At 70.5% G+C, this 21,456-nt stretch carries 16 protein-coding genes; 5 read left to right on the top strand and 11 right to left on the bottom strand.

The genetic code is table 11. The features are described from left to right. Positions 1-13: 13 nt before the first annotated feature. The 3 genes from ACWGI6_RS06795 to ACWGI6_RS06785 form a co-directional block, all read right to left on the bottom strand. On the bottom strand, positions 14-1,261 hold the full coding sequence (locus ACWGI6_RS06795; protein ID WP_453266494.1) for an FUSC family protein: 1,248 nt from the start codon (positions 1,259-1,261) through the stop codon (positions 14-16). Positions 1,262-1,585: 324 nt separating this feature from the next. Further along, positions 1,586-1,741: a hypothetical protein gene (locus tag ACWGI6_RS06790; RefSeq protein WP_453266493.1), complete on the bottom strand. Its 156-nt coding sequence runs from the start codon at positions 1,739-1,741 to the stop codon at positions 1,586-1,588. A 534-nt stretch (positions 1,742-2,275) separates the two neighbouring features. Continuing rightward, on the bottom strand, positions 2,276-2,761 hold the full coding sequence (locus tag ACWGI6_RS06785; protein WP_453266492.1) for a peroxiredoxin: 486 nt from the start codon (positions 2,759-2,761) through the stop codon (positions 2,276-2,278). Between the two features lie 672 nt (positions 2,762-3,433). Between ACWGI6_RS06785 and ACWGI6_RS06780 the strand changes: the two genes are divergently transcribed. Further along, positions 3,434-3,751, top strand: coding sequence for a UBP-type zinc finger domain-containing protein (locus tag ACWGI6_RS06780; protein WP_453266491.1), 318 nt, complete (start codon positions 3,434-3,436; stop codon positions 3,749-3,751). 349 nt (positions 3,752-4,100) lie between these two features. Here the strand turns inward: ACWGI6_RS06780 and ACWGI6_RS06775 are convergent, their stop codons facing one another. The 4 genes from ACWGI6_RS06775 to ACWGI6_RS06760 all read right to left on the bottom strand — a co-directional run bounded on the left by ACWGI6_RS06775 (position 4,101) and on the right by ACWGI6_RS06760 (position 8,469). Then, positions 4,101-4,838 carry an SAM-dependent methyltransferase gene (locus ACWGI6_RS06775; protein WP_453266490.1) on the bottom strand — a complete coding sequence of 246 codons (738 nt, stop codon included), beginning with the start codon at positions 4,836-4,838 and terminating at the stop codon, positions 4,101-4,103. Positions 4,839-4,973: 135 nt separating this feature from the next. Continuing rightward, positions 4,974-6,050, bottom strand: coding sequence for a chitinase (locus tag ACWGI6_RS06770; protein WP_453266489.1), 1,077 nt, complete (start codon positions 6,048-6,050; stop codon positions 4,974-4,976). Positions 6,051-6,600: 550 nt separating this feature from the next. Beyond that, positions 6,601-7,320, bottom strand: a complete 720-nt coding sequence (locus ACWGI6_RS06765; protein ID WP_453266488.1) for an HAD family hydrolase — start codon at positions 7,318-7,320, stop codon at positions 6,601-6,603. A gap of 228 nt (positions 7,321-7,548) precedes the next feature. Then, a complete protein-coding gene (locus ACWGI6_RS06760) occupies positions 7,549-8,469 on the bottom strand; it encodes a ScbA/BarX family gamma-butyrolactone biosynthesis protein (protein WP_453266487.1) in 921 nt (306 codons plus the stop codon). A 99-nt stretch (positions 8,470-8,568) separates the two neighbouring features. Between ACWGI6_RS06760 and ACWGI6_RS06755 the strand changes: the two genes are divergently transcribed. The 3 genes from ACWGI6_RS06755 to ACWGI6_RS06745 all read left to right on the top strand — a co-directional run bounded on the left by ACWGI6_RS06755 (position 8,569) and on the right by ACWGI6_RS06745 (position 10,836). Beyond that, entirely contained in the window at positions 8,569-9,237 is a 669-nt protein-coding gene (locus tag ACWGI6_RS06755) for a ScbR family autoregulator-binding transcription factor (protein ID WP_453266486.1), read from the top strand. Positions 9,238-9,368: 131 nt separating this feature from the next. After that, the gene (locus ACWGI6_RS06750) at positions 9,369-10,184 is read left to right on the top strand and encodes a thioesterase family protein (RefSeq protein WP_453266485.1); all 816 of its coding nucleotides are present in this window, start codon (positions 9,369-9,371) and stop codon (positions 10,182-10,184) included. Between the two features lie 133 nt (positions 10,185-10,317). After that, positions 10,318-10,836 carry an LppU/SCO3897 family protein gene (locus ACWGI6_RS06745; RefSeq protein ID WP_453266484.1) on the top strand — a complete coding sequence of 173 codons (519 nt, stop codon included), beginning with the start codon at positions 10,318-10,320 and terminating at the stop codon, positions 10,834-10,836. Positions 10,837-10,987: 151 nt separating this feature from the next. On the opposite strand, the gene ACWGI6_RS06740 is transcribed toward ACWGI6_RS06745, so the two are convergent. Beyond that, the gene (locus tag ACWGI6_RS06740; protein WP_453266483.1) at positions 10,988-16,975 is read right to left on the bottom strand and encodes a WD40 domain-containing protein; all 5,988 of its coding nucleotides are present in this window, start codon (positions 16,973-16,975) and stop codon (positions 10,988-10,990) included. Between the two features lie 56 nt (positions 16,976-17,031). On the opposite strand from ACWGI6_RS06740, the gene ACWGI6_RS06735 reads away from it, so the two are divergent. Continuing rightward, on the top strand, positions 17,032-18,222 hold the full coding sequence (locus ACWGI6_RS06735) for an SLC13 family permease (RefSeq protein ID WP_453266482.1): 1,191 nt from the start codon (positions 17,032-17,034) through the stop codon (positions 18,220-18,222). A 121-nt stretch (positions 18,223-18,343) separates the two neighbouring features. On the opposite strand, the gene ACWGI6_RS06730 is transcribed toward ACWGI6_RS06735, so the two are convergent. The 3 genes from ACWGI6_RS06730 to ACWGI6_RS06720 all read right to left on the bottom strand — a co-directional run bounded on the left by ACWGI6_RS06730 (position 18,344) and on the right by ACWGI6_RS06720 (position 21,332). Next, the gene (locus tag ACWGI6_RS06730; RefSeq protein ID WP_453266481.1) at positions 18,344-19,276 is read right to left on the bottom strand and encodes an inositol monophosphatase family protein; all 933 of its coding nucleotides are present in this window, start codon (positions 19,274-19,276) and stop codon (positions 18,344-18,346) included. Then, positions 19,257-19,922 (bottom strand): hypothetical protein, encoded by a 666-nt coding sequence (locus tag ACWGI6_RS06725; protein ID WP_453266480.1) that lies wholly within the window; start codon positions 19,920-19,922, stop codon positions 19,257-19,259. Before ACWGI6_RS06725 ends, ACWGI6_RS06730 begins: the two co-directional genes overlap by 20 nt. A gap of 489 nt (positions 19,923-20,411) precedes the next feature. Next, a complete protein-coding gene (locus ACWGI6_RS06720) occupies positions 20,412-21,332 on the bottom strand; it encodes a hypothetical protein (protein WP_453266479.1) in 921 nt (306 codons plus the stop codon). Positions 21,333-21,456: the final 124 nt, after the last annotated feature.

Here is a 21,456-nt window from a genome sequence, read left to right as displayed (position 1 = left end):
CCGGACAACACACCTAGTGCGCCACGTCCGTGGTGCGGTGTCCCTGCCGTCCCTGCCGTCCCAGGCGCAACCGGGCGCGCAGCTTGTCCACCAGTGGGTACTTCTCCCGCTGCTCGCGGGCCTGGCGGTTCAGCTCCTCCACGAGCCGCTCGGAGCGCTTCGCCACGTCCATCTCATCCAGGATCCGATCGATCTCGGCCAGCAGCGCGCCGTGCAGCTGCCATTGCCGCGGATGCTCCTGCACACCGTCGAGAAGCAGATGCGCGACGATCTCGCGGCTCTCGCGGCTCGCGGCGAGCTCCTGGGCGAGCCGCTCCTCGGCCTCCTCCGCATTGGCAGTGACCTGCGTGGTGATCAGGACCGCGAAACTCTCGACCGCGCGGGCCATATGGCCGAACAGCTCCCGCAGGGCGGTGGCCAGGGCCGGCGAGAAGAGCGGCTCATCGGTCCGCGCCTTGGCGAGGTCGGTCAGTGTGCGGCACGCCGTGCGGAGCACCACCGCGGAGATCTCCAAGGTGTCCAGGCCGGTACGCAGGACGACACGGGAGAGCAGGCCCTCCTTGACGCGAGGATTGAGCCGGAGACTGTCTTCCGCCTGTCGGAGCGACTCGTCCACCTGCACGATGTCGTGATCCAGCTGCCGCGCCTCGTGCAACCGGGCTGCCGCCTCCGCCACGGGTGTGTGGCCCGTCACCTCCTCGCCGAGGCTCAGCAGCAACCGGCTCATCCGGGCAGCCAGGCCTTCGATGGCCTCACTGGCGGGCTGCACCCACAGGGGTGGCACGAACAGCATGTTGAAGAGCAGTCCGACGACCGCCCCGATCAGCGTCTCCAACACCCGGTCCCAGGCCGTCGCGGCCACTCGCGTCGTCGTCACCCCGAGCACCAGCATCGCGCTGATCGCCACCTCGGGCACGAACTCACCGGCCCGGACGAAGCGCCCGATGACCAGCGACGCGAGGATGATCAGCCCCAGGCTCCACCAGGTCAGACCCACCAGGGAGCTGAAGCCGATGGCGATGAGGACGCCCACCACGACGGCGTTCACCCTGCGCACACTGGTGGTGAGGGTGGTGTACAGGGTGACCTGGACGACGAGCAGGGCGGTCAGGGGTGCGGTCAGCGGCGCCGGTTCGCTGCTCAGCAGCAGGGCGACGACATAGGAAATCACGGCAGCCACCGTCGAGCGGAGCGTCTGGGCGACGACGGGTTCGCTGTGCCATCGGACGAGATCCAGCAAGGGATCGGTAACTTCGCGCACCCTGCGTCCCTTTCCCCCATCCGCCCCGGAGGCAACATCGATCGCCGTGAATGACCCGCACACCTCACCGGCACCCGGTGCGTACGGCCTACCGGGGCGCTTCACGCGCAGCGCACAGACCGGCAGGCCCGAGCTGCTCGTGGGATGCTCCCCCGCCCGCGGTCACTGCCGGGTTCCGTCGCCTGGGCCCTCTTCGCGCCGTGGGTCGCGACGCCTGCTGGACCTCACTCAGGCCCCCGACACGGCCCACAGCAGGAGAAGGCACCTCTTCCCTCTCCTACGGAAGAGGTGCCGGCAGGGGGCCGTATATCCCTGCCCTTCCTGTCAACTCTCGTCGTCCTCCGCCAGGCGCTCGCCCTCCGCCTGGGACGGCTGGGTGCGGGTCGTCGCAGGGTGGCGCTGCTCGGTCGGATCCCGATCCTCCTCCAGCCTCTCGCCCTCGGCCTGCGACGGAGTCGGGTACTCCTCGTTCTGCCTCATGGCCGCCTCCGTAGTCGGTACGAGTCCATACAAAGTGAGCGTAACGCCTGGCCCGGTCTGCGGCCCGGGGTGCGGATCCGGCTCCATGGTGACGGTGACGTCGGCCGGGGCGTGGGGTGTCAGGCCACGGTGACCACCACCGAATGCCAACCGGAGGCGCCATCGGGAAGGGGCCGGGCGCGCTTGCCGGTCCGGGTGTAGCCGGTGCGGTCGGTGGCCCGCCGGGGTGGCCTGGGCGCAGCACAAGGGCATCGACCGCGTCGAGGTGCGCGTAGACGGCGGCGCACGGGGATCCGGGACACGCGGCCGGTCGAGACCGGGCGCAACGGACGCAAACTCCGCAACGGACACAGCCACGCGCTCAGCCACGAGGGCGCTCCCTACGCCTCGTACCGTGCGGGTGACTGTCTGTCGTCGCGTGCTCATGACCGGTATTCGGAACCCGCCCAGGAGCGGATTGGTCGATCGCTCCAGAAAGTTTTTTGCGGATTCAGCGGCCGACGGCGCAGGTACTCATCCGGGCCCCGTCATCGATCAGCTGGTTGCCATCCCGGCGAGCTGCCGGGCGAGCGTGTCGACCGGCTGGAAGGTGGCGCCGAGCAGCGCCACGTGCTTCCAGTGCAAGGTGCCGCCGGGTCCGATGAGGAACACCGCCCGGCGCAGTCCGATGCCGGGGGCGGCGACACCGAAGGTGCGGGCGACCCGGCGATCGGTGTCGGCGAGCAGGGGCATCCGCAGGTCGTACTTGCGTGCAAACCGCTCGTGGCTGTCCACATCTTGAGGGCTGATACCCCACACTTCCGCGTTCTGGTCCCGGAACTGCTCAAGGCCGCTGGAGTAGGAACACAGCTGCTTGGTGCACACACTGGTGTCGTCGCCCGGATAGAACGCCAGGACGAGCGGGCGGCCGCGCTGAAGGGAAAGGGTGTAGTCGCGACGCTCGAAGCGGTCGCCCGTAAGCACACCACCGGGCAGAGTGAAGTCGGGTACCGGCGAGCCGATTTGGGGTGCGGACGCCATCTGAGTGTCCAATCCACCAGGGGAACGAGAAGGTCTGTGAGGAGTGTGCACGTACGCGGTTTCCCATGCTCCGGCGCCCTATACGAGAAAGCGGTGCAGCCGGCCCGGCGAGGGAGCAGCGCGGCTTTCAGGGCGCCCTCATCCGGTGCATTCGTCACCTGGTGTATTCGTCGCCGGTCGAGGTGTGGATGGGTCGGGCAGTGGGCCTGCCGTCGGTGGGCGCGGGCAGCCACGGGCAGCCACAGCCCGGCCGCGCATGGCGGCGCATGGCGGCGCATGGCCTGGCGCCCGTGGTCGTCGGCGCGCGTCTCGGCACGGGGACCGAGCACCTGAGTGATCGCTCCGACACCTGGGCTCCTCTTGGCAGGCTGCTGCGCGATGGCGTCAGCGGACCCGCGCCTCCTCCGGCGGAAGCGGTGATCGAAATTCGAGTGGTCCAGTCCACCGTTTGACAGGGTGCCGCCGCGTGGGAGGGTAGAAGTGATGATTGTGGCGCCGCGGCCGGGCCAGGGCGCCCCAGGACGTGGGCTGGACTACTTCGTCCTCCCTCCCAACGACGGCACCAGCTGACCCTGCTCGGTCGTACCCCTGCGACAAGCGTCCGTGAGGGGTCCCCGTGCAGATGCCCCAGGGGCCGGTCAGGGTGTGGGCTGCGTGCGGTGAGTAGGCAACATGGCTTTCAGCGAAGGAACGGCGGGCGGCCTGATCTGTGAGCACCTCAATCAGGTGGAGCCGGTCAGCCCGGACAGCCCTGACAGCTGCCCGGAGTGTGTCGCACAGGGCGACCAGTGGGTGCACCTGCGCGAGTGCCAGAGCTGCGGACACATCGGCTGCTGCGACTCTTCCAAGAACAAGCACGCCACGGCCCATCACGACGCCACCGGCCACCCGCTCATCCGATCCTACGAGCCCGGCGAGGCCTGGTGGTGGTGTTACGAGGACCAGGTCGTCTTCGAGGTCGAGGGCGTGGGCCCCATACGGTCGGCGTAATCCCAGGTCCCGCACCTACCCGGGCGCCCGACGCCGCTGACCGGCGGCTCCGGGCGCCCGCACGGAGGCAGCAACGCCCTCGCAGAAAGAGGGCCGGGTTGTTCACCGAAAACCCTCCATCGAGAAGCGGAAGGTACTCACGACCCAGCTCCCGGCATAGCCGAACCGGACCTCACCGACGCTCGGCGCCCCGTGCGGAGGCGTCATCGGAAGACACGAAGAAGAAGCCCCCGGCCGCACGGGGGTGTCGGCCGGGGACATCAAGCCGTGTGCCCCGCGCAGCTCGGCACAAACGCGGTGGCGTGATCGAATCCCCCCTGTTCAACGGGGAGTTGGTGCTGTTCCGGGGTCAGCCGGATGTGTGACGCAGGACCAGGCAGACGAAGCCCCAGGTGTCCCGGTAGACGCGTAGCCATTCGGAGCGTCGAGTGGCGGCTGTCTCCAGCAGCTGCGAGCTGTCCGGGTCGGCGGGGTGGTCCAGGGCCCATGAGGCCAGTGAGCCCCAGCACGACCACTCGTAGTCGTCCAGCTCACTGCGGGTGCTGACATGGCCGTGCACAGGAGTCCACCCGTCCGCGGTGACACGGTCCATCGTGGTTGCCAGGTCGGCGAAGTCCCCGAGCATCTCGACGGCCTCCGGCGCGGGCTCGCGGTCCCAGAAGCCGTCACCGATCAGCACATGACCCCCAGGAGCCAGGTGCTTGCGTGCCGCAGCCAGGGTGGGCAGCAGCCCGCCGAAGGCGTGCGCGGCCCCGACGCTGAGCACCAGGTCGAACGGGCGCGGTGCGGAGAAGCTTGCGGTTTCCTGGTGGTGGAGTACGAGGCGCTCCTGGACGTCGAGGCGGGCCGCGGCCTGCTGGGCCTGTGCCAGCGCCACTTCGGAGATGTCGACCCCCTCGGCGTGCACCTCAGGGTGCATGGCCAGGGCGCGCAGCAGCCATTCCCCTCCCCCACAACCGAGATCGAGTACCCGCTCGTTGCCGCGCGGAAGGCCGCGCTCCAGCAGTCGGCGTACCGAATCGTCGTCGAGCGGGGACTTGATCGGGTGGTCGGCATGGGCGAGTGCCGAGATCTGTTCACGGTTCACCGGCGCAGCTTGACAGCGCCGGATGCCGCACGCACATGAATTTCCTCCACGGCGACATGGCCTACGCCTGCCCGACAGGCCGCGAGCGTGGAGCGACGGGAACCGCTGCGCAACCCGCTGGACCACGCCGGCCGCTCAGCCGGTGAAAACCCTCGCGAACTCGTTGGCGGCCTTCCCGATGCTGGAACAGGTCGCTGCTGCCTTGGAGTTCGGGCCTCCCGGGCAGGCCTTGTCCCGGGTGACCGACCACATCGACAACCGGCCGAGCCCCTTCTTCTCAGCGAACCTCTTGAGCTCGGCCGCGTCGTCGGGCCGGAAGACCTCGACCTTGACGTCGTTCACGCCGATCATCGGCGTGACCGCGACCGTCTTCCAGGCCTCGGCCTCGGTGCGGATGCCCAGCGCCGCCTTGACCTGCTTCTGGGTGGCGGTGGCGGCGGCGATGGCGTATTTGCCCATGTCACCGTGGTAGTAGGTGCCGTAGTCCATGGCCATGATGTTCACGGAGGAGATCCGGGCACCATGCTTCTTGGCGTTCTCCAGCACCGCGACGGCGTGCCGGTTCAGACCGGAGGGGAGCACCGGGAGAGTGAAGGAGACATCCAGTTTCTTGCGCTGCTGGAGCCGGGCGATCGCCTGCGCACGAAGGTTGTTGGCCTTGGTGTCCGTCAGGGCGGGACCCTCGATGTCGAAGTCGACCTTCGTCAGGTGGTAGGCGTCGATGACCTTGCTGTACGCATTCACCAGCTTGTCCACCGAGCCGCAGACCCTGGCCAGTTCGTTACCGCTCTGTCCGCCGAAGGAGATCCGCACATCGCCGCCCTTGGCGCGCAGCGCGTCCGCCTGCCGCGCCACCGGGTTGTCGCGGAGCGCCTGCCTGCCGCCCCACTTGGGTACGCAGCCGCCTCCAGGGGAGACGAAGGCGAGGTTGTAGTCCTTCACGCCGGTCTCCTCGGCACCCTTGAGAAGGTCGTAGGGGGGCCTGAGCGAGGTGTCCACGTACGGCGAGAAAGCGGTGGATTTCTCCGCGGGGGCATGGCTGCCTTTCCGCGGCGAGGGCTCCACTGGACCCGGGCGCTTGGGCTGCTCCTGCTCCTCCGTCGAGCAGCCGGCGAGCAACAACGCCGCAATCACCGCCGCCCCTGCCGCGGTGGCGGTCGGCGTCAGCTTGCGGTTCCTCCGCGAAGCATGCACTGCTGCGTTGTTCGTCATCGTCGGGCTGCCTCCATCGGTGGGGGTGGGCAGTTTGCGTTCGGACCTGCCGCGAGGAAGCGACAAAGCTGGGGATTCAATTTGAGGGCCGGCTCCGGAAGACGTCGGGCGGCGGCAGGTGAACGGGCGGGCGCCGGGGGCGGCGGAAGGCCCGTCCGACGGATACGGATACGTCACGTGGTCATCCGTTGAGGGTACGTGATCCGACGGATCGGGCATGGTCCCGCCCCCAGGTACGGCAAGTGCAACGGGTGCCCGCCCCGTCCCCCACGCGTCCGACCGCATCAGTGAAGCGGGAGTCTCACACCCAGGCCCTTCCTGCCGCTGCGTAGCGGCGGGCCGAGGGAGGGCACGGGGAGCAGCGGAAGGCGCACGCCGCACCCCGCACGCATCCGAGCATGGTCAGAACCTCCCCCACGCAGGGCTGTGTTGGCCGGGACCACATCGGCTCGCTCCGTACGGCAACGACGGGAGCGGCTTCCACACGCCTGCGATGGTGCGGTGCAGCCCGCTCAGGGAGACGTCCGCCCGGACCGGACCGCGCTCACGCTCATGGTGTCCCGGACTCGGGCACAGTGGGACCAGAGCCCTGAGCAGGGATACGGGCATCGGCCCACCCCTGCACTGCCGGCTCTTCCAGCGAGTGGACCCACCAGTCGGCCAATGCGGTCTCCTGGTCGCTGGGCCGGGGGCCGACTCCGAGTACCCGCATGCCTGCACCTGCGGCGGCTTGGATGCCGCAGTGGGAGTCCTCGACGGCCAGCGTGTCACCGGGTTCCACTCCGCAGAGCTGGGCGGCGGTGAGATAGACGTCCGGATGGGGTTTGGGTCTCGTCGTGGCATTGGGCACCACGATGTGGCTGAAGCAATCCCGGAGCCCGGCCATACCGAGGCACGACTCGACGACTTCCAGCGGGCAGTTGCTGGCCACCGCCAGCGGCGCGAACTGCACGGTCGAATACACCAGTTCCGGCGCCCCGGGCATGGTGGTGGGGTCCGCGGCGACGAGGTCACGGAAACGTTCGAGCAGCGATTCCGTCATGTCTCCGGTCAGTTCCGGGCGGCCGGCCACATCGGCCATCAAGCGCCCGCATTCGGTGTAGTGCAGTCCCCGGGCCTTTTCCGCGAATGCGGCCGAGGGGGTGAATCCGTAGCTGTGCAGCACCATGTCACGGGCGTCCTGCCAGTGGCGTTCGGTGTCCATCAGCGTGCCGTCGCAGTCGAAGACGACGGCGGCGGGGGTCCAGGAAAGGATGCTGTCTGCGGTCATCCGAGAATCCGTTCTGACGGGCCCGGAGGCGCCGCTGTGACCGGTCGCGAGAGGGGCGGATCAGCGTCGGTTTCACGGACGCTCGGCACCGGGCCGAGGAATTTCCGGCAGAGGGCAGCGCTCATGGAGAGGAGTTGCTCCCGCGCCATGCCAGAAAATAACGATCGTTACGTTACGGACGGCAACACAGGGTGGTCAACAGATTCATAAATATCCATATTTTGTGCTCTACATATAACCGAGAGTGCCCCAAGCCGTTTCCTTGCCGTCCTGGCGGATGCGGAATACGCACGTCGAGCGGTGCCGAGTGCACAGCACACGTGCGGGTGGGGCCAGTTCGGTGAACCGCGAGGCCTTCAGCCAACCGAAAAGGGGCCGGCTCAGCCTGCCCTGACTGCGGTAGGAGGCGGCCTGGCGGGCGGCCTCCAACAGCACCATGCCGGGTACGTGATCGGTGGGGTGGTCGAAGAAGAACGGGTGCAGCGGGTCGGCCGGCGACACCAACAGCCCACCCTCGTCGAGAGCGAGGACCACGTCATGCGGGTGGTTCACGGTCAGCCGGGCGGCCGGCGGGCGGTACCCGTCATCCAAAGGGCGGGCCGGGGCGGCATCGGCCGTGCTTCCGGCGCGCAGCGCGGTGAAGCGCGCGCCGTCCAGGAATCGCACGCCCCCGCCACCGCAGCCGAAGATCACCCCGCGGGTGGCGAAGGTGACGTTCAGTCGCAGACCGACGACGGACCCGTCCGGCGCCCGCCGTAGGGCGCTCACCCGTGCGCAGCAGGTGACCTCGGTCGCTCCGGGGCGGGCCGGCGACTCGTCGGCGGGGCTGAGACGGAAGTACAGGTCGGTGATGACCGCGTGGAACGCCTCCGGAACGGCATAGAACCGCAGGGGAATACAGAGGCCGAGCTGACGCAGCGTCTCCACCAGGATCAGCGGGCTGTGCCGCTGTGACCCGTCGCGCGGGAACGTCGTATGCGCACGTGGCCATGACGCCGCTGCCAGGAAGACGTGCGCGGTATCGGTCGGCCGTACATCGGTGAGGAGGACCTCTGCCACCGAGGTCCGGTGCACCAGCTCCCGCTCGACCGTGCGCGACCAGCTGAGCGGCTCACTCTTTCCGGCGGCATCGGCTGTTGGCGTGCTCATACGACCAGGGAATACCGAGAACCGTACGTGCGCACCCCTGAATTGCGGGGCGCGCGGAGCGGTAGGTTGCCATCCGGCGGAACGAGAACGATATCTGAGGTGTATGTGCAGATCCGGGCGGAGACGACGCGCAGGTCCCTTCTTGAAGCGGCAGCAACCTTGTTCGACGAGAGAGGGTACGCCGGTACCAGCATCAGCGACATCAGTGCGCATTCCGGTCGCACCAGCGGTGCCATTTATTTCCACTACGCCAGCAAGGAGAAGCTCGCCCTCGCCATTGTCGAGGAGCATTTCGCCACTTGGCCGCACTTGATCGGCCGATACCAGCAGCCCGGCCTGCCCGCCTTGGAGAAACTCATCGGGCTGAGCTTCGACGTGGCCCGGGCTTTTCGTGACGACATCATCGTCCGGGCCGGTGCCCGCCTTTGGGCCGAACGCAAAGCCATCGACACGCAGCTCCCCGCACCATTCCTCGGCTGGATCGAAGCGGTCACGCAGTTGCTCGAAGAAGCCGCCCGTAACGGGGAAGTCGCTGCCGATGTGCCGCCTGCCGCCACCGCCCACGGCATCGTCTGCGCCTTCTTCGGTCTGCACACCGTCTCCGACGCCTTGGACGGCCGCCGGCACATCGAGGAGCGCCTGCATGACCTGTGGCATCTGCTGCTCCGCGGTCTGCAGGCCGAGGCGGATCCGGCCGCACTGCTCGATCGCGTGCGCCGACCCGTGCGCGACAACAGCGACAACAGGCAGGCCCCCGGACCGGCGTAGCTGGATCGTGTGGTCGACCGATGCCGAATCTTCGCAAACGGCGCTGCAACGTCCGTCCAACCTTGCTGCACGTCCGGCAGTTGCGCCTACAGCCGTTGCCTGGACGGCGAGCTTGGGGGTAAGCCTTTCGCATGACTGATCGTTGGTTTGCCGAGTCGGAACCCCAGCACCGCGCGTTTTACCGGAGCCTCGGCAACGGCCGCTATGAGAGCAGCCCCGCCACCGCGGGACCATGGAGTCCCAAGGCCCAACACGCCGGTCCGCCCTCGGCACTGCTGGGCAGGGCGTTGGAGCGCCACGCCGCCCGGCAGGGCTTTCGCATTGCCCGCATCACACTGGAGCTACCACGCCCGGTACCCGTCGATGACCTGCAGGTCGAGGTGCGCACTGTCCACTCCGGTGGGCGAACGGAGTTGGTCGAGGGCGAGCTCACCGCCAACGGAAAGCCTGTGATGCTGGCGCGGGCGTGGCGGGTCGCGGCCAGCCCGGCTGACACTCCGCAGCTACGGCCCGAAGCCGACCCGCCGCCGCTGCCTCGATCGCAGGCGCCACAGACCATGACCGGCGCGCATATGGACGGCTATATCGCCGCAATGGAATGGCGGTTCGAACAGGGGAAAGGCTTTGACACACCGGGCCCTGGCACGGTCTGGGCCCGCCAGCGCATTCCGTTGGTGGCTGACGAGCCGGACACGCCGCTGACCCGGGCACTCACCCTGGCCGACAGCAGTTGGGCGGTCGCCTTCGAGCTCGACCACCATCAACAGTTCGTCATCAACACCGATGTGACGGTGTCCTTGCACCGCGAGCCGGTCGGTGAGTGGCTCTGCATGCGGTCGTCGACCGCGGCCAGCCCCCACGGTTCGGGGCTGGCACTCGGGCAATTCGATGACGCGGCCGGCGACTGCGGCCGCATTCTGCAGACCCTGCTGGTCGCCGAGCGCTGACCGGAGAGACCCCTGTGGTGGGGGACGCCGGCAGACGGGGCTGCTGGTCAGCGGGTCGGCGCCGGAAGGTAGCCTGCATCGGTCAATTCGCGTTGCCCTTCATTCGTGTCGTCAACCACGGGGGATATCAGGCATGTCCGCACCGCCGCCCTATCAGAACCAGCCGCCGCAGCAGCAGCCGTACGGGTACCCGCAGCAGCAGTCGTTCGGGCATCCGCAGCAGCAGTCGTATGGGCATCCGCAGCAACCCCACGGGCCACAGGGACCGCAGCGGCCGCCGCAGCAGAGCAGCCCGTTGCGGGGGCTGATCACCGCCGTCATCGTCCTGGCGGTCTTCGGCGGCGGGGCCTGGTACGTGTGGAACTACAACACCGATCCCCATGGCGGCAAGGCCAAGGCGGAGGCCTCACAGGCCGCGCGGGCCGAGGAGAACAAGAAGTACAACCCGGAGGTCGGGGACTGCGTCAAGGTCCAGGACCCCAAGGGGGAACCGCTGCCGGTGATCGTCGACTGTGGCTCGGCCGAGGCCCAGTACAAGACCGGCGACAAGCTCATCGGTGCCGACAAGCGGTGCGGATCGGGATTCGATTACGGCATTCAGGTCTCGAGCCGCCGCGGCGCTGACTACACGCTGTGCTTCACCAAGGTCTGACCGTCGGTTCGCACTCCGGCCGTTTGCCCGTAGGAACGGGTGGCGGCCGGAGCCGGTCAGGCCCACGGGCAGCCGGCTTCGAGCCACCCCGGGACCCCGTTGGATGCGGTGTCGAGGCATGCGGACCGCTGCCGTACGGCTCGCCTCCGGCTCAGTTTTCGTTGGGGTCGGAGCCGCCGAGCGGTGCGGTGAGTGACAGTCGGCGCACTCCCGGAAGGTGGCCGTCGAGTTCACCCGGTTCGAAGCGGCACATGCCCACCGCATGCCAGAACTCGCCCGCGATATCGCCCTCGTACTTGTAGCCGCCCGTTGGTGAGAGCGCGGCCCAGCCGCCCGGTACACCGATCAAGGTGGCCTGCAGGGACGGCTCGCCCTGCGCGGGCACGCTCCACAGCCGGACCGTGCCGTCCTCGCCGCCGCTGGCGAGCAGCGAGCCGTCCGGGCTGAAGGCGGTCGACAGGATCCGCCCCGTGTGCCCGGTCAGTTGGCCGGTCTCCTGCCCGTCACGCGGATCCCACAGCCGTACGATCCGGTCGTCGCCGGCCGTGGCCAGCAACGGGCGGCTCGGGTGCACGGCGGCGGTCCACAGCCGGCCGGAGTGTCCGCGGAGCAGGTGCTGAGGCCTGCCGTCGGCCCAGATGATCGCGTCTCCGTCCCAGGACGCGCTGGCCAGCCAGGAGTCGCCGGGCCCGAAGGCCACCGTGTACACCCGGTCACGGTGCGCGTCGAGTTCGGCGGTCAGGCGGCTTTCCCGGAGGTCCCATATGCGGACGACCCGGTCGTCGCAGCCGGTCGCCAGCCGCGCGTCGTCGGCGCTGAACGCGATCGACCGCACCCGGCCCCGGTGCTGGGCGAGCGTCGTCACATGCGTGCCCGTGCTGCGGTACCACAGGCGGACCGTGTCGTCGTCGTTCGCCGTGGCGAGCAGCTCGCCGTCGCCGCTGAACGCCTCGGCCCACACATGGTCGGTCTCGACGTCGATCTCCCGCTGGTACTCGCCCGTGGCGGCGTTCCACAGGTACACGTCGCCGTCGTTGCTGGAGGTGCCGAGGACTGCTCCGCCGGCCCCGGCGGGGCTGAAGACGGCCGACACCAGGCGGCCGCTGTGGCCGCTGAGCTCGCGGAGGCGGCGGCCGGTCGCGGGTTCCCACAGCCGTACGACGCCGTCGTTGCTGCTGGCCGCCAGGTATGAGCCGTCGGCGCTGAAGGTCAGGGTGCCGATGCGGCGGCCGTGACCGCGCAGGATGCGCCGGCCCTGGCCACTGGCGGTGTCCCACAGCCGCACCACGCCGTCGTTGCCGGCCGTCACCAGCAACGAGCCGGACTCGGTGCCGCTGAGGCCGCCGCGCGGCCGGAACCGGCAGGTCCAGACGGATCCACGGTGGTCGGCGGGCTGCTGGCGCAGTGGGGAAACGGACCAGCCGGGGGCATCTCCGGGACGGCCCCGGCCGTCGGTCCCGGTGCCGGCCGCCTGCACCCGCCACAGCCGGACGACGCCGTCGCTGTCACCCGCCGCCAGCAGCGTGCCGTCCGTGTCGAACACCACCTGATACACGGCGCCGCTGCCCCGGCCGGGCTGCCCGGCCGGGATCCCGGCCACCGGGTCCCACAACCGCACCTGTCCGTCGGTGTCGCCGCTGGCCAGCAGCCTCCCGCTCGGGTGGAAGTCCAGGGTATAGACGCGCCCGGTGTGGCCGGTGAACTCGTGCCGCAGCCGGCCCGAGGCCACGTCCCACACCCGTACCGTGCCGCCGTGATCGCCGCCCCTGTCACCAGTGGCCAGCAGCGACCCGTCCGGGCTGAACTGCGTCCGGTTGCAGACGCCTTCGTGACCGGGCAACTCAATGCGCAGTTGCCCGGTGCGGGTGTCCCACAGCCGTACGCCCGCGGCCCCGTCGCCGGTGGCCAGGGTGCGCCCGTCGGGGCTGAACACCGCGGTGTAGACCGGGGCCGTGTGCCCGAGCAGCTCGTGCCGCCGGGTGCCGGAGGCCGCGTCCCACAGGGTGACGGTGCCCTCCGCGTCGCCGGTGGCGAGCAGTGTGCCGTCCGCGTCGAGGGAGACCGGCCACACCCCGCTCGGGTGGATGTCCAGCCGGTGCAGGCAGGCGCCGGAGACGGCATCCCACAGCCGCACGGTGCCGTCCGCCCCGCCCGTGGCGAGCAGGTCCTGGCGGAACTTCACGGCGTAGACGCGGCCGACGTGGCCCTGAAGGGTGCGCAGGGCCGTACCGCTGGCGGCGTCGCACACCAGGACGCCGCCGTCCTCGCTGCCCACGGCGAGCAGTTCACCGTCGGTGCTGTACGAGACCGGCTCGGGCAGCCGGACGGATTGCATGCCGAAGCCGTAGGGGACGCCGACCGCGGAGGGCCGGAAGCCCGCGTCGACCGGCATGCCGGGGGCGAGGGCGGCGGCGCGCAGTTCGGGGCGGCGCAGGGCTTCTTCGTCGGTGGTCGCGTCGATCAGCGCGGCCCGGTTCCAGCGGCTGCCCTCGGTCCGCACGCCGCGCAGGTCGGCGCGGATCAGCCGGGCCCGGCGCAGGTCGGCGCCGCGCAGGTCGGCGCCGGTGAGGTCGGCGTGGTCGAGCCGGGCGCCGACCAGGCGGGCGTCGCGCAGCACGGCTCCGGAGAGGTTGGCGCCGACCAGCTGGGTGTCGGTGAGGTCGGCGCGGGTGAGGTCGACGCCGGAGAAGTCGCGATGGGAGAGGTCCTCGCCGGCGAGGGCGGCGCCGCGCAGGTCGGTGTGGGCGGGCACCCGGAGCCGGGCGAGGACCTTGACCGCGTTGGCCCGGGCGACCTCGTCGGCCTGCCCGCGCCGCCCCTCCCCCTCGCCGTCCTCGTCCGGGCCGTCCAGGGTCCGCTCGGCCCACTCCTGGCAGGTGCGGTGGTCGGCAAGGTCGCAGAGGAACTCGACGGTGAGCTGGCTCAGCGGGCGGCGCGCCAGCAGCTCGTACTCGCCGCGGGCGAGCCGGGTCGCGGCCTCGCGGGCCACCAGCCACTCCACGATGGAGCTGTGGATGAACTGGAACAGCCCCTCGTCGCTGCGCACCAGCAGACTGCCGGAGCCGATCGCGTGGGCGGCCTCCCGCGCGGAGAGCCTGATGTCCGCCAGGCCCGTCAACGTACCGGCGACGTCGGTGAGTTCGTCGAGACTCAGGGTGCTCTGGCCGCTGGACCACAGCCGCAGAGCGAGCGTGGTGACCGCGTCCCACCGCTGGTCCAGATCCATCCCGGGAGCCGCGCCGGCGCCGCCCTGGCCGCGCCGCTCCTCGTACTGCAGCCAGGAGGTGAGCACTTCCTCGTACAGTCCGGCGGCGCTGAGCGCGCGCCCGGCCCCGGCGACGGCGCGCAGCCGGTCGTGGTCGAGGTCGGCGACGAAGCTGAGCAGTCGCGGGTTACGGCACAGGGCCAGCAGGTCGGGGATGCCTTCGAGGAGTCGCACCCGGCGGTCGGCGGCCTGCTGGTCGCCGTAGCGGTTGGCCAGGTAGGTGCGGATCTGCTGGGGCGTGAATTCCTGGAGGGCGAGGACGCGGCGCTGCGGAAGCAGCCCGACGCGCTCGCCGAGGGCGGTGAGCACCTGCGCCTGGGACTTGAAGTGCTGGTTGCGACTGCTGACGACGACCTTGGCGTGGTCCACGACGGCGTCGAGGAGGACTTGCAGCCGGTCGGTGGCCCGCTCGTAGCTGACCCGGTTCGCCAGCTCGTCGAAGCCGTCGAAGAGCAGCACGATCCGGCCCTGCTGGAACATGTAGCGGAAGGCGCGGAGGTTGACGGAGTCGACACCGTGGTTCGCCAGGTGGGCGGCGACGAGGCCGTCCAGTGAATACGCCCGGTCCAGGGTGTTCAGCTCGATGAACAGCGGGATGAGGTGCGGCATCTCCTCGGGGATACGGCGGGCGAGCTCGCGCAGCGCGAAGGTTTTGCCGTGTCCGAAGTCCCCCAGGAGCAGCAGGAACCGGCCGTGGTCGGCGTCGAGCAGCCGCAGCATGTCGTCGACCAGCCCGTCGCGCTCCTCGCCGCCCGGGCGTTCGACCTCCCGGTAGCGCTGCGGGAGGTAGAGGTCGGGCCGGTAGCGGAGGTCGGTGCGCAGCCGCTCGGTCTGGGCGGTGACGTAGTCGCGCAGGTCCAGCAGCCCCTGGAACTCGGTGAAACTGCGGACGCGGACGCCCCGGCGGCGGGCCCGCTCCCGCAGTTCGCGGGCCGGTGCGGGCCCGTCGTGGACGAGTTCGGTGTCGGGTTCGGTGTCGGAGGCGTGGACGTGGTCGAGGAAGCCGTCGATGTCCTCGGCGGAGGGGGTGCCGTGGCAGACCCCGACCCGCTGCTGCCGGACGAAACCGGACTCGTTCCAGGTGACCAGGAGTTGGGGCGGACTGCCGGCGATGCGCCGCAGCTGGGCACCGTCGTGGCGGGTGCGGCAGACCTCGGCGACGCGGGCCACCAGTTCGTCGAGCGGGTCGTCGAGGGCGCGGGCCTCCCGGCCGGGCTCCACGTCCGGCGCGCCGGGCCCAGCGGTCTCCGGCCTGCCCTCCTCAGGCGCACTGCCGCCGGCATCGGGCTGCGGGCGCGGCGGTCCGAAGACCCGCTGGGCGCGCCGCCAGTCGGCCTCGACGTGCTCCGGGTCCGTGTCGGGGCGCTCCCGCCAGCGGGTGAGGCCGTCGCGGGTGATCCGCAGCAGTTGGTGGCGGGCGGGGCCAGCCGCACCGTAGACGGGCAGCTCACCCGCGGTGAAGGGGAGGGACGGAGTGGTGGTGGCCGCCGCGGAGGCGGAGCGTCCGTCTCCGGCGGGGCCGTGCAGCAGGAGGTGCAGGCGGGGCGCGGTGAGCCGGGCGAGGGCGGCGGTGTCGCGGAGCGGGCCGGGGCCGTGCGCGGAGCCGGGGCGGCGGCCCCCGTCCTCGATGACCGGGTGCCGCAGGGCGCCGAGGCGCAGCCAGCCCTCCTGCTCGTACGGACGCAGGGCCTGGGCGAACCAGGCGGCCTGCTCGGGGCCGAGCCAGCCGTACTGGTCGTCGGGCCGGTGGCTGTACGCCATGGAGGAGTTGAGGCCCGCGATGACCGTGCGCAGTTCCGGGACGGGGAACAGGCTCCAGGGCTGGTCGCTGTCGAAGACGACGTCGAGGCCCTGGTAGAGCTCGTGGAACAGCCGGGCGTAGTGCCGCCACTTGGGCCAGTAGGGCGGCCTGGGCTGCATCTCGTCGGCTTCGCAGGTGTTGAAGTACGCGCGGCAGGCGGCCTGGCTGACGTCCTGACCGCCGGGCACCACGGCGAGACGGTGGGGTTCGAGGCCGAGCAGGGACCGCAGGCCGGTGAGAAAGCTCAGGGCCTGGTCGGTTTCGCGGGGGCTGCCCGAGGCGGTGAGGTCGCCGGTGACGACGAGGAGGTCGGGGGCGGGGGCGCCGGCGTCGGTGAGCTCGACGAGGTCGCCCCAGATGGCTGCCTGGAGTGCGGCCGGGTCCTGGCCACGGCCGAAGGCGGGCCCCGCCAGGTGCAGCACGGTGACGGCCTCCCGGGTGTGCTGCGCTCCCGGCTCCTGGGGGTACTGCGGCGGAAGGGCCGGGCGGCGACGCCCTGCCCAGCCGGGGCGGCCCAGCGGCCTGCCGTCCCCGGACTGCGGCCGCGGAATCCCGGCCGGGGTGGCGGCTCCGGTGGGCCCGCCGGGGTAGCCGGGGCGGCTGGTGGGCCGGGCCCGCCCGTCGAGCGCCTGGCCCACCCGGGTGAGCAGCAGCTCGCGGGCGGCGGCGGTGTCGGTGACGCCGACCAGGTCGACGTAGGTGATGGTGGCGAGCAGGCCCTCGATGGGGATGTCCTCGACCCGGACGGTCAGCAGTCTCCGTTCCGGGGCGTCGGGGTCGGCTCGCAGCGCGGCCTGCCACTCCATGCGCCCGTAGCGGGAGCGTTCATAGTTGCTGGAGAGCACGGCGATGACGGCGGCGGATTCGCTGACGCCACGGTCCATGAAGTCCACGAAGTTGGTGCCCGGGACGAAGTCCCAGGCCTGGACGACCGTCCGGTAGCCCGCCTCCTCCAGCGTCCAGGCGATCCATGAGGCCCACCGCTCGTCGGCCGGTGAGTAGCTGATGAAGAAGTCTAACGGGCCGGTTTCCGGGCGGGTTTCGGGTTCTCCGAATTCCTGGCGAGCCACCATGCCCGCCATCCTATGATCCATCGTCAACCGGCTGCCCAGCGTTTACTCTTTTCCGTGTGCGCGCCATACAACGTCTGCATCCACTGGACTGGTTGGCCGTAGGGCTGCTCGCCTGCGGTCTGCTGTTCACGGCGACGGGCCTGCTTCCCACGGAATCGGCCGGCCAAGCGATGATCCGGATCGGTCCCCTCCTCGCCTTCCTCGGCACGGTCATCGTGCTCGCCGAGCTCACCAGCGAGGCGGAGGTCTTCGACGTCGTCGCCTCGGGCGTGGCCCGCGCCGGGCGGGGCGGCTATGGACGGCTGTTCGTGCTGTGCGTGGCCTTCGCCTCGATCACCACGATCACCCTGAATCTGGACACCACGGCGGTACTGCTGACCCCGGTGATGCTGGCGCTCGCGTCCCGGGTGGGGATTGCCGCGGTGCCGCTGGCGATGACGACGGTGTGGCTGGCCAATACGGCCAGTCTGCTGCTGCCGGTGTCCAACCTGACGAACCTGCTGGCCGCGAACCGCGTGGCACTGCGCCCCACGCAGATGGCCGCCACGATGTGGGCGCCCCAACTGGCGGCCATCGCCGTGACGATGGGCTGCCTGTGGCTGTTCTTCTGGCGCCGCGGGCGGCGCGGGGCGGAGACCTACACGCCCCCGGACCTGCATCGCCCCGGGGATCCGGTGCTGTTCCGGGTGTGCGCCGTGGTCTGTGTGGGATTTCTGCTGGCCATACTGATCGCGGATGTGCCGCTGTGGTCGGCGTCCGCGACGGCGGCGGCGGTCGTGGTGGTGGCCTTCGCCGTCCGCCGCCCGGCCAGCCTGCGGCTGTCGCTGGTCCCCTGGCGGCTGCTCGTCATGGTGCCGGGGCTGTTTCTGGTGGTGGAGACGGTCAACGCCAACGGGCTGCACGAACTCCTGACCTCGGCGGTGGGAACGGACGGGGGCGCCGTGGGCATGTTCCGGGCCTCGGCGGTCGGCGCCGGCCTGTCGAACGTCCTCAACAACCTGCCCGTCTACCTGGCAGGCGAGTCGGCCGTGCCCCTGGCGAACCACCAGCAGCTGCTGTCACTGCTCATCGGCACCAACGTGGGCCCGGTGGTGACTCCGTGGGCGTCGCTGGCGACACTGCTGTGGTTCGAGCGCTGCCAGGCACAGGGCGTACGGGTGCCGCTGCGGAGCTTCATGGCGACGGGCGCGGTGCTCGCGGTGGGCGCGGTGCTGGCATCCACGGCGGCGCTCGTGGCGACGGGGTGAGCGGGCGCGGCACGCTCCTGGTGACAGGCTGAGCAACCGGCCCGCGGCGCGGCCTGCACCCGCCCCCAGCGCCCGGAGCCCGACAACAGGCGCGACGGACCAGGACGTTTGACGGCACCCCTTAGCGAACGCGGTCGACGGCCTCGCTCCGGCTGACCAGGTCGAGCAGGTACGGGATGTCCTCCGGCCGACCGGCGACAAAGCTGCGGTCGGTGTCGGGCCCGGCGATGGACCCCTGGAACGGGCCGCCGTCCAGGGACCGGATCTCCATCCCCGCCTCCGCGGCGAGCAGCGCACCGGCGGGGAAGTCAATGGCCTCGGCCCGGTAGCCGACGAACCCGTCGATGTCGCCACGGGCGAGCATCGACCAGGTCAGCAGCGGCGCCCACAGCTGCAGCAGGCGGCGGGAGCGGACCTCCAGAGCCGATTTGAGGGTGCGCGCGGCCGGGTCGTCGCGGGCGACGGCGTGCCCCTGGGTCCAGGCGAGCAGCGGCCCGGAAGCTGCGAGCGGGCCGGTGGGGCCTGTCATCCGCCCGTGCGGGCCGTACGCCCCGCAGCCGGTCAGGGCCGACCAGGTCCGGTCGGTGACCGGGTCGTGGATGACGCCGACCACCGGCTCGTCGTCGACACACAGGGCGACGCCGACGACGTAGGCGGGCAGCCCGATGACGACGTTGTTGCTCCCGTCGAGCGGGTCGACCAGCCACATCCTGCGCGGACCCGGCGCGGACCCGCCGTCGCCGTCCAGGATTCCCGACTCCTCGGCCAGGATCCGGTCGTGCGGGAAGTGTTCGTGGATGCGCTGCACGACGAGCCGCTCGGCCAGCAGATCAAGGTCGGTGACCACATCGCCCTGGTCGCCCTTCGGCTGGATGCCGTACTCGTCCTGGAAGCGCGAGCGCACCAGTGCGCCGGCCTCCCGTACGGTGGCGACGGCCAGCTGCTGCTCGGCCGCGAACGGCGCTGTCGCGAACGCCTCTGGTGCGAACGGCCCTGCAGTGGACGGTCCTGGAGCGTCCTGCGGGACGGCCGGGTCATTCCGGGTGATGCCCATGGATCCTCCTGAGGGCGGACCGCGCCGTCCGGGCGGTCTGTGCGGCGTCGCATGTCTGTCGTACCACCCGGTGCCCCGTGCCATCCACCGGTCCGAGGGACAGGTCGGTGTGCCGAGGGAGCGAACGGCCGAGCACGAGGGTGGCCGCGGCGCTCCCGCTCGGAACGACCGTGCTGTGGAACGCACCTGCCGGCAGGCGGTAGACCTGCCCGCGGGCGCTGGTCTGCTCGGGGCCTGGCTCGCAGCGGACCAGGCGCGAAGTCGGCCGGATCTCGTCCACCCCGGAGGGGTTGCTGTGCACCTGGAAGACGCGGTGGGTGGGCTCCGCGGGATCCCGGCGCACCCCGATCCGCAGGTTCCCGACCTCGCCGTAGAGCACGAAGCTGGTCAACTCCCAGCTGTGGCAGTGCATGGGCGAGGTGGTGAGTTCCACGGGGTCGCTCGCGCCGGGCTCGAAGACATGCACACAGACACCTTCGTCCCCGTCGCGCAGCACCGGCAGGCAGAAGAAGCCGAGCGGATGGTGTACGGCGCGCAGGGCACGCCGCCCCGAGGCGACATCCTCCAGCGCGGCGACGGCCGCGCCGAAGAGTGTGTCGGTCCCTCCGCCCCGCCCAATGGTCCGTTCGAGCACGCGATAGTCCATGGGCTGTCGCCTTCGGCCGCTCACCTGACCTCCCGCTGGATGCGGTCTTCGGGCCGGAGGGAGCTGCGGGCCCCTTCGAGGATGACCCGGTGGTACCGGCGCAGGCCCTCATACGAAGCGCGCACGCACCCGACCCCATCTTCCTTACCGACAGCGCCCCTTGGCGCGGTTCGGACGGGCGCGGTTCGGACGGGCGCGGTTCGGACAGGCGTCGGCAGGCGGACTTCGTCGCCGGCGCCGTCCGGTCCGAGCCGCTTGAGGAAGCCCGGGACCGGACCGGTGCCGGGCTGGGTGTGGCGGACTTCGCGGTGACTGGTGGCGGGTAGCGGAGCGCGGGCCTGCGCCCCTCGCAGACCTGCTCGGCCGGCGGGCACCTCCCGGACCGGCTGAAGCGAGGAAATGCCTCGGGCCGTGCCGGTGGAGCTGGTGTCGGTCGGCAAGGGTCCTCCCTTCCGCAGTCGGCCATGGAGCAGGAAACCCGGAGGGAGGTCAACTCCGGTACGGGTTCTCCGCATGCAGCGCCTTGTCGATGATCTCGCCGACGTCCGTGTCGGTGACGGTGGAGGGGAGCGCGAGGTCCAGCCTCTCGAAGAGCTGGCGCGCCTCGTCCACCGTGGGCTCGTCGCTGAGCGGCGCCGCGTGGTGCAGGTTGAGGGCGACCGCCTGTTCCCGGGCCTGGTGCAGCTCGGTGAGGTAGTAGTCGTACAGCGGACGCCCACGGTCCACGAGGAGGTTGACCCGGCGCAGATCGTCCTGCGTGATGATCAGGCACGAGTCGGTCAGGTCGAACCGGAGGGTCGGGACCACGGAGGACAGATGGACGTCGATCTCCAGGACGTCCAGCCGCTGCTTGTGCCAGCAGGCGGCCAGGACGGTGGCATACGACTCCTTGCGGGTGCGCTCGGCGCTCCAGGTCCGCCGCTGTGCCGTGTCCGCCTGCCCGCCGTCGAACGTCCGCCGGAAGCGGGCGTACGCCTCACATGCCCGTGCGTCCGCCGGATTGACGATGTCGATCTTCATCGTGAGGGAGCGGCGCTGCTCCTGCGCCTTCCGTACGCACTCGGGGAGCGTGACAGCGCGCAGATACGTGCCGGTGCCGCCCTTGAACACCCAGCGGTCGGTGTTCTGGCGGGCCTCGTCCAGCGCCCGCCGGACCTCGGTTCCGGACAGCGACCGCACCATGGCGAGGTCCTCCAGCGCCTTCTGTGTGCCGGTCGTCGCCTCGCGGATGTCGGCGACCCGCCGCCGTCGCTCGGTGAGCGACCCGAAGACCAGCGCGGCCAGCACCAGAAGGGTCGCACCGGAGGTGACATTGTCCGAGACGGCGTCGCTGAAGATGTCCATCAGGCCGACGACCATGGCGCCGGAAATGGCCACGACCCCGTCGAAGTGCCTGATGACCCAGGCCACAGCGGCCTCGATCCGATTTCCTGAAGACCGTTCTGACACCTGTCCTGAAGGTGTGTTTCTGCGCGCCACGTGGCCCAACTCCTCCCCCGGGTAAGGCAATCGTAGGAGGTGCACCGTGTGGCCC

The sequence above is a fragment of the Streptomyces sp. NPDC054786 genome (genome assembly GCF_053611685.1).
Note: the sequence above shows the minus strand (reverse complement) of the source record. Positions and strands in the feature narration are given on the sequence as shown.

Coding starts and splice junctions, on each gene's coding strand:
- ACWGI6_RS06790 (WP_453266493.1), bottom strand. CDS start 1,741: ATGAGGCAGAACGAGGAGTACCCGACTCCGTCGCAGGCCGAGGGCGAG.
- ACWGI6_RS06785 (WP_453266492.1), bottom strand. CDS start 2,761: ATGGCGTCCGCACCCCAAATCGGCTCGCCGGTACCCGACTTCACTCTG.
- ACWGI6_RS06780 (WP_453266491.1), top strand. CDS start 3,434: ATGGCTTTCAGCGAAGGAACGGCGGGCGGCCTGATCTGTGAGCACCTC.
- ACWGI6_RS06770 (WP_453266489.1), bottom strand. CDS start 6,050: ATGACGAACAACGCAGCAGTGCATGCTTCGCGGAGGAACCGCAAGCTG.
- ACWGI6_RS06765 (WP_453266488.1), bottom strand. CDS start 7,320: ATGACCGCAGACAGCATCCTTTCCTGGACCCCCGCCGCCGTCGTCTTC.
- ACWGI6_RS06760 (WP_453266487.1), bottom strand. CDS start 8,469: ATGAGCACGCCAACAGCCGATGCCGCCGGAAAGAGTGAGCCGCTCAGC.
- ACWGI6_RS06750 (WP_453266485.1), top strand. CDS start 9,369: ATGACTGATCGTTGGTTTGCCGAGTCGGAACCCCAGCACCGCGCGTTT.
- ACWGI6_RS06745 (WP_453266484.1), top strand. CDS start 10,318: ATGTCCGCACCGCCGCCCTATCAGAACCAGCCGCCGCAGCAGCAGCCG.
- ACWGI6_RS06740 (WP_453266483.1), bottom strand. CDS start 16,975: ATGGTGGCTCGCCAGGAATTCGGAGAACCCGAAACCCGCCCGGAAACC.
- ACWGI6_RS06730 (WP_453266481.1), bottom strand. CDS start 19,276: ATGGGCATCACCCGGAATGACCCGGCCGTCCCGCAGGACGCTCCAGGA.
- ACWGI6_RS06725 (WP_453266480.1), bottom strand. CDS start 19,922: ATGGACTATCGCGTGCTCGAACGGACCATTGGGCGGGGCGGAGGGACC.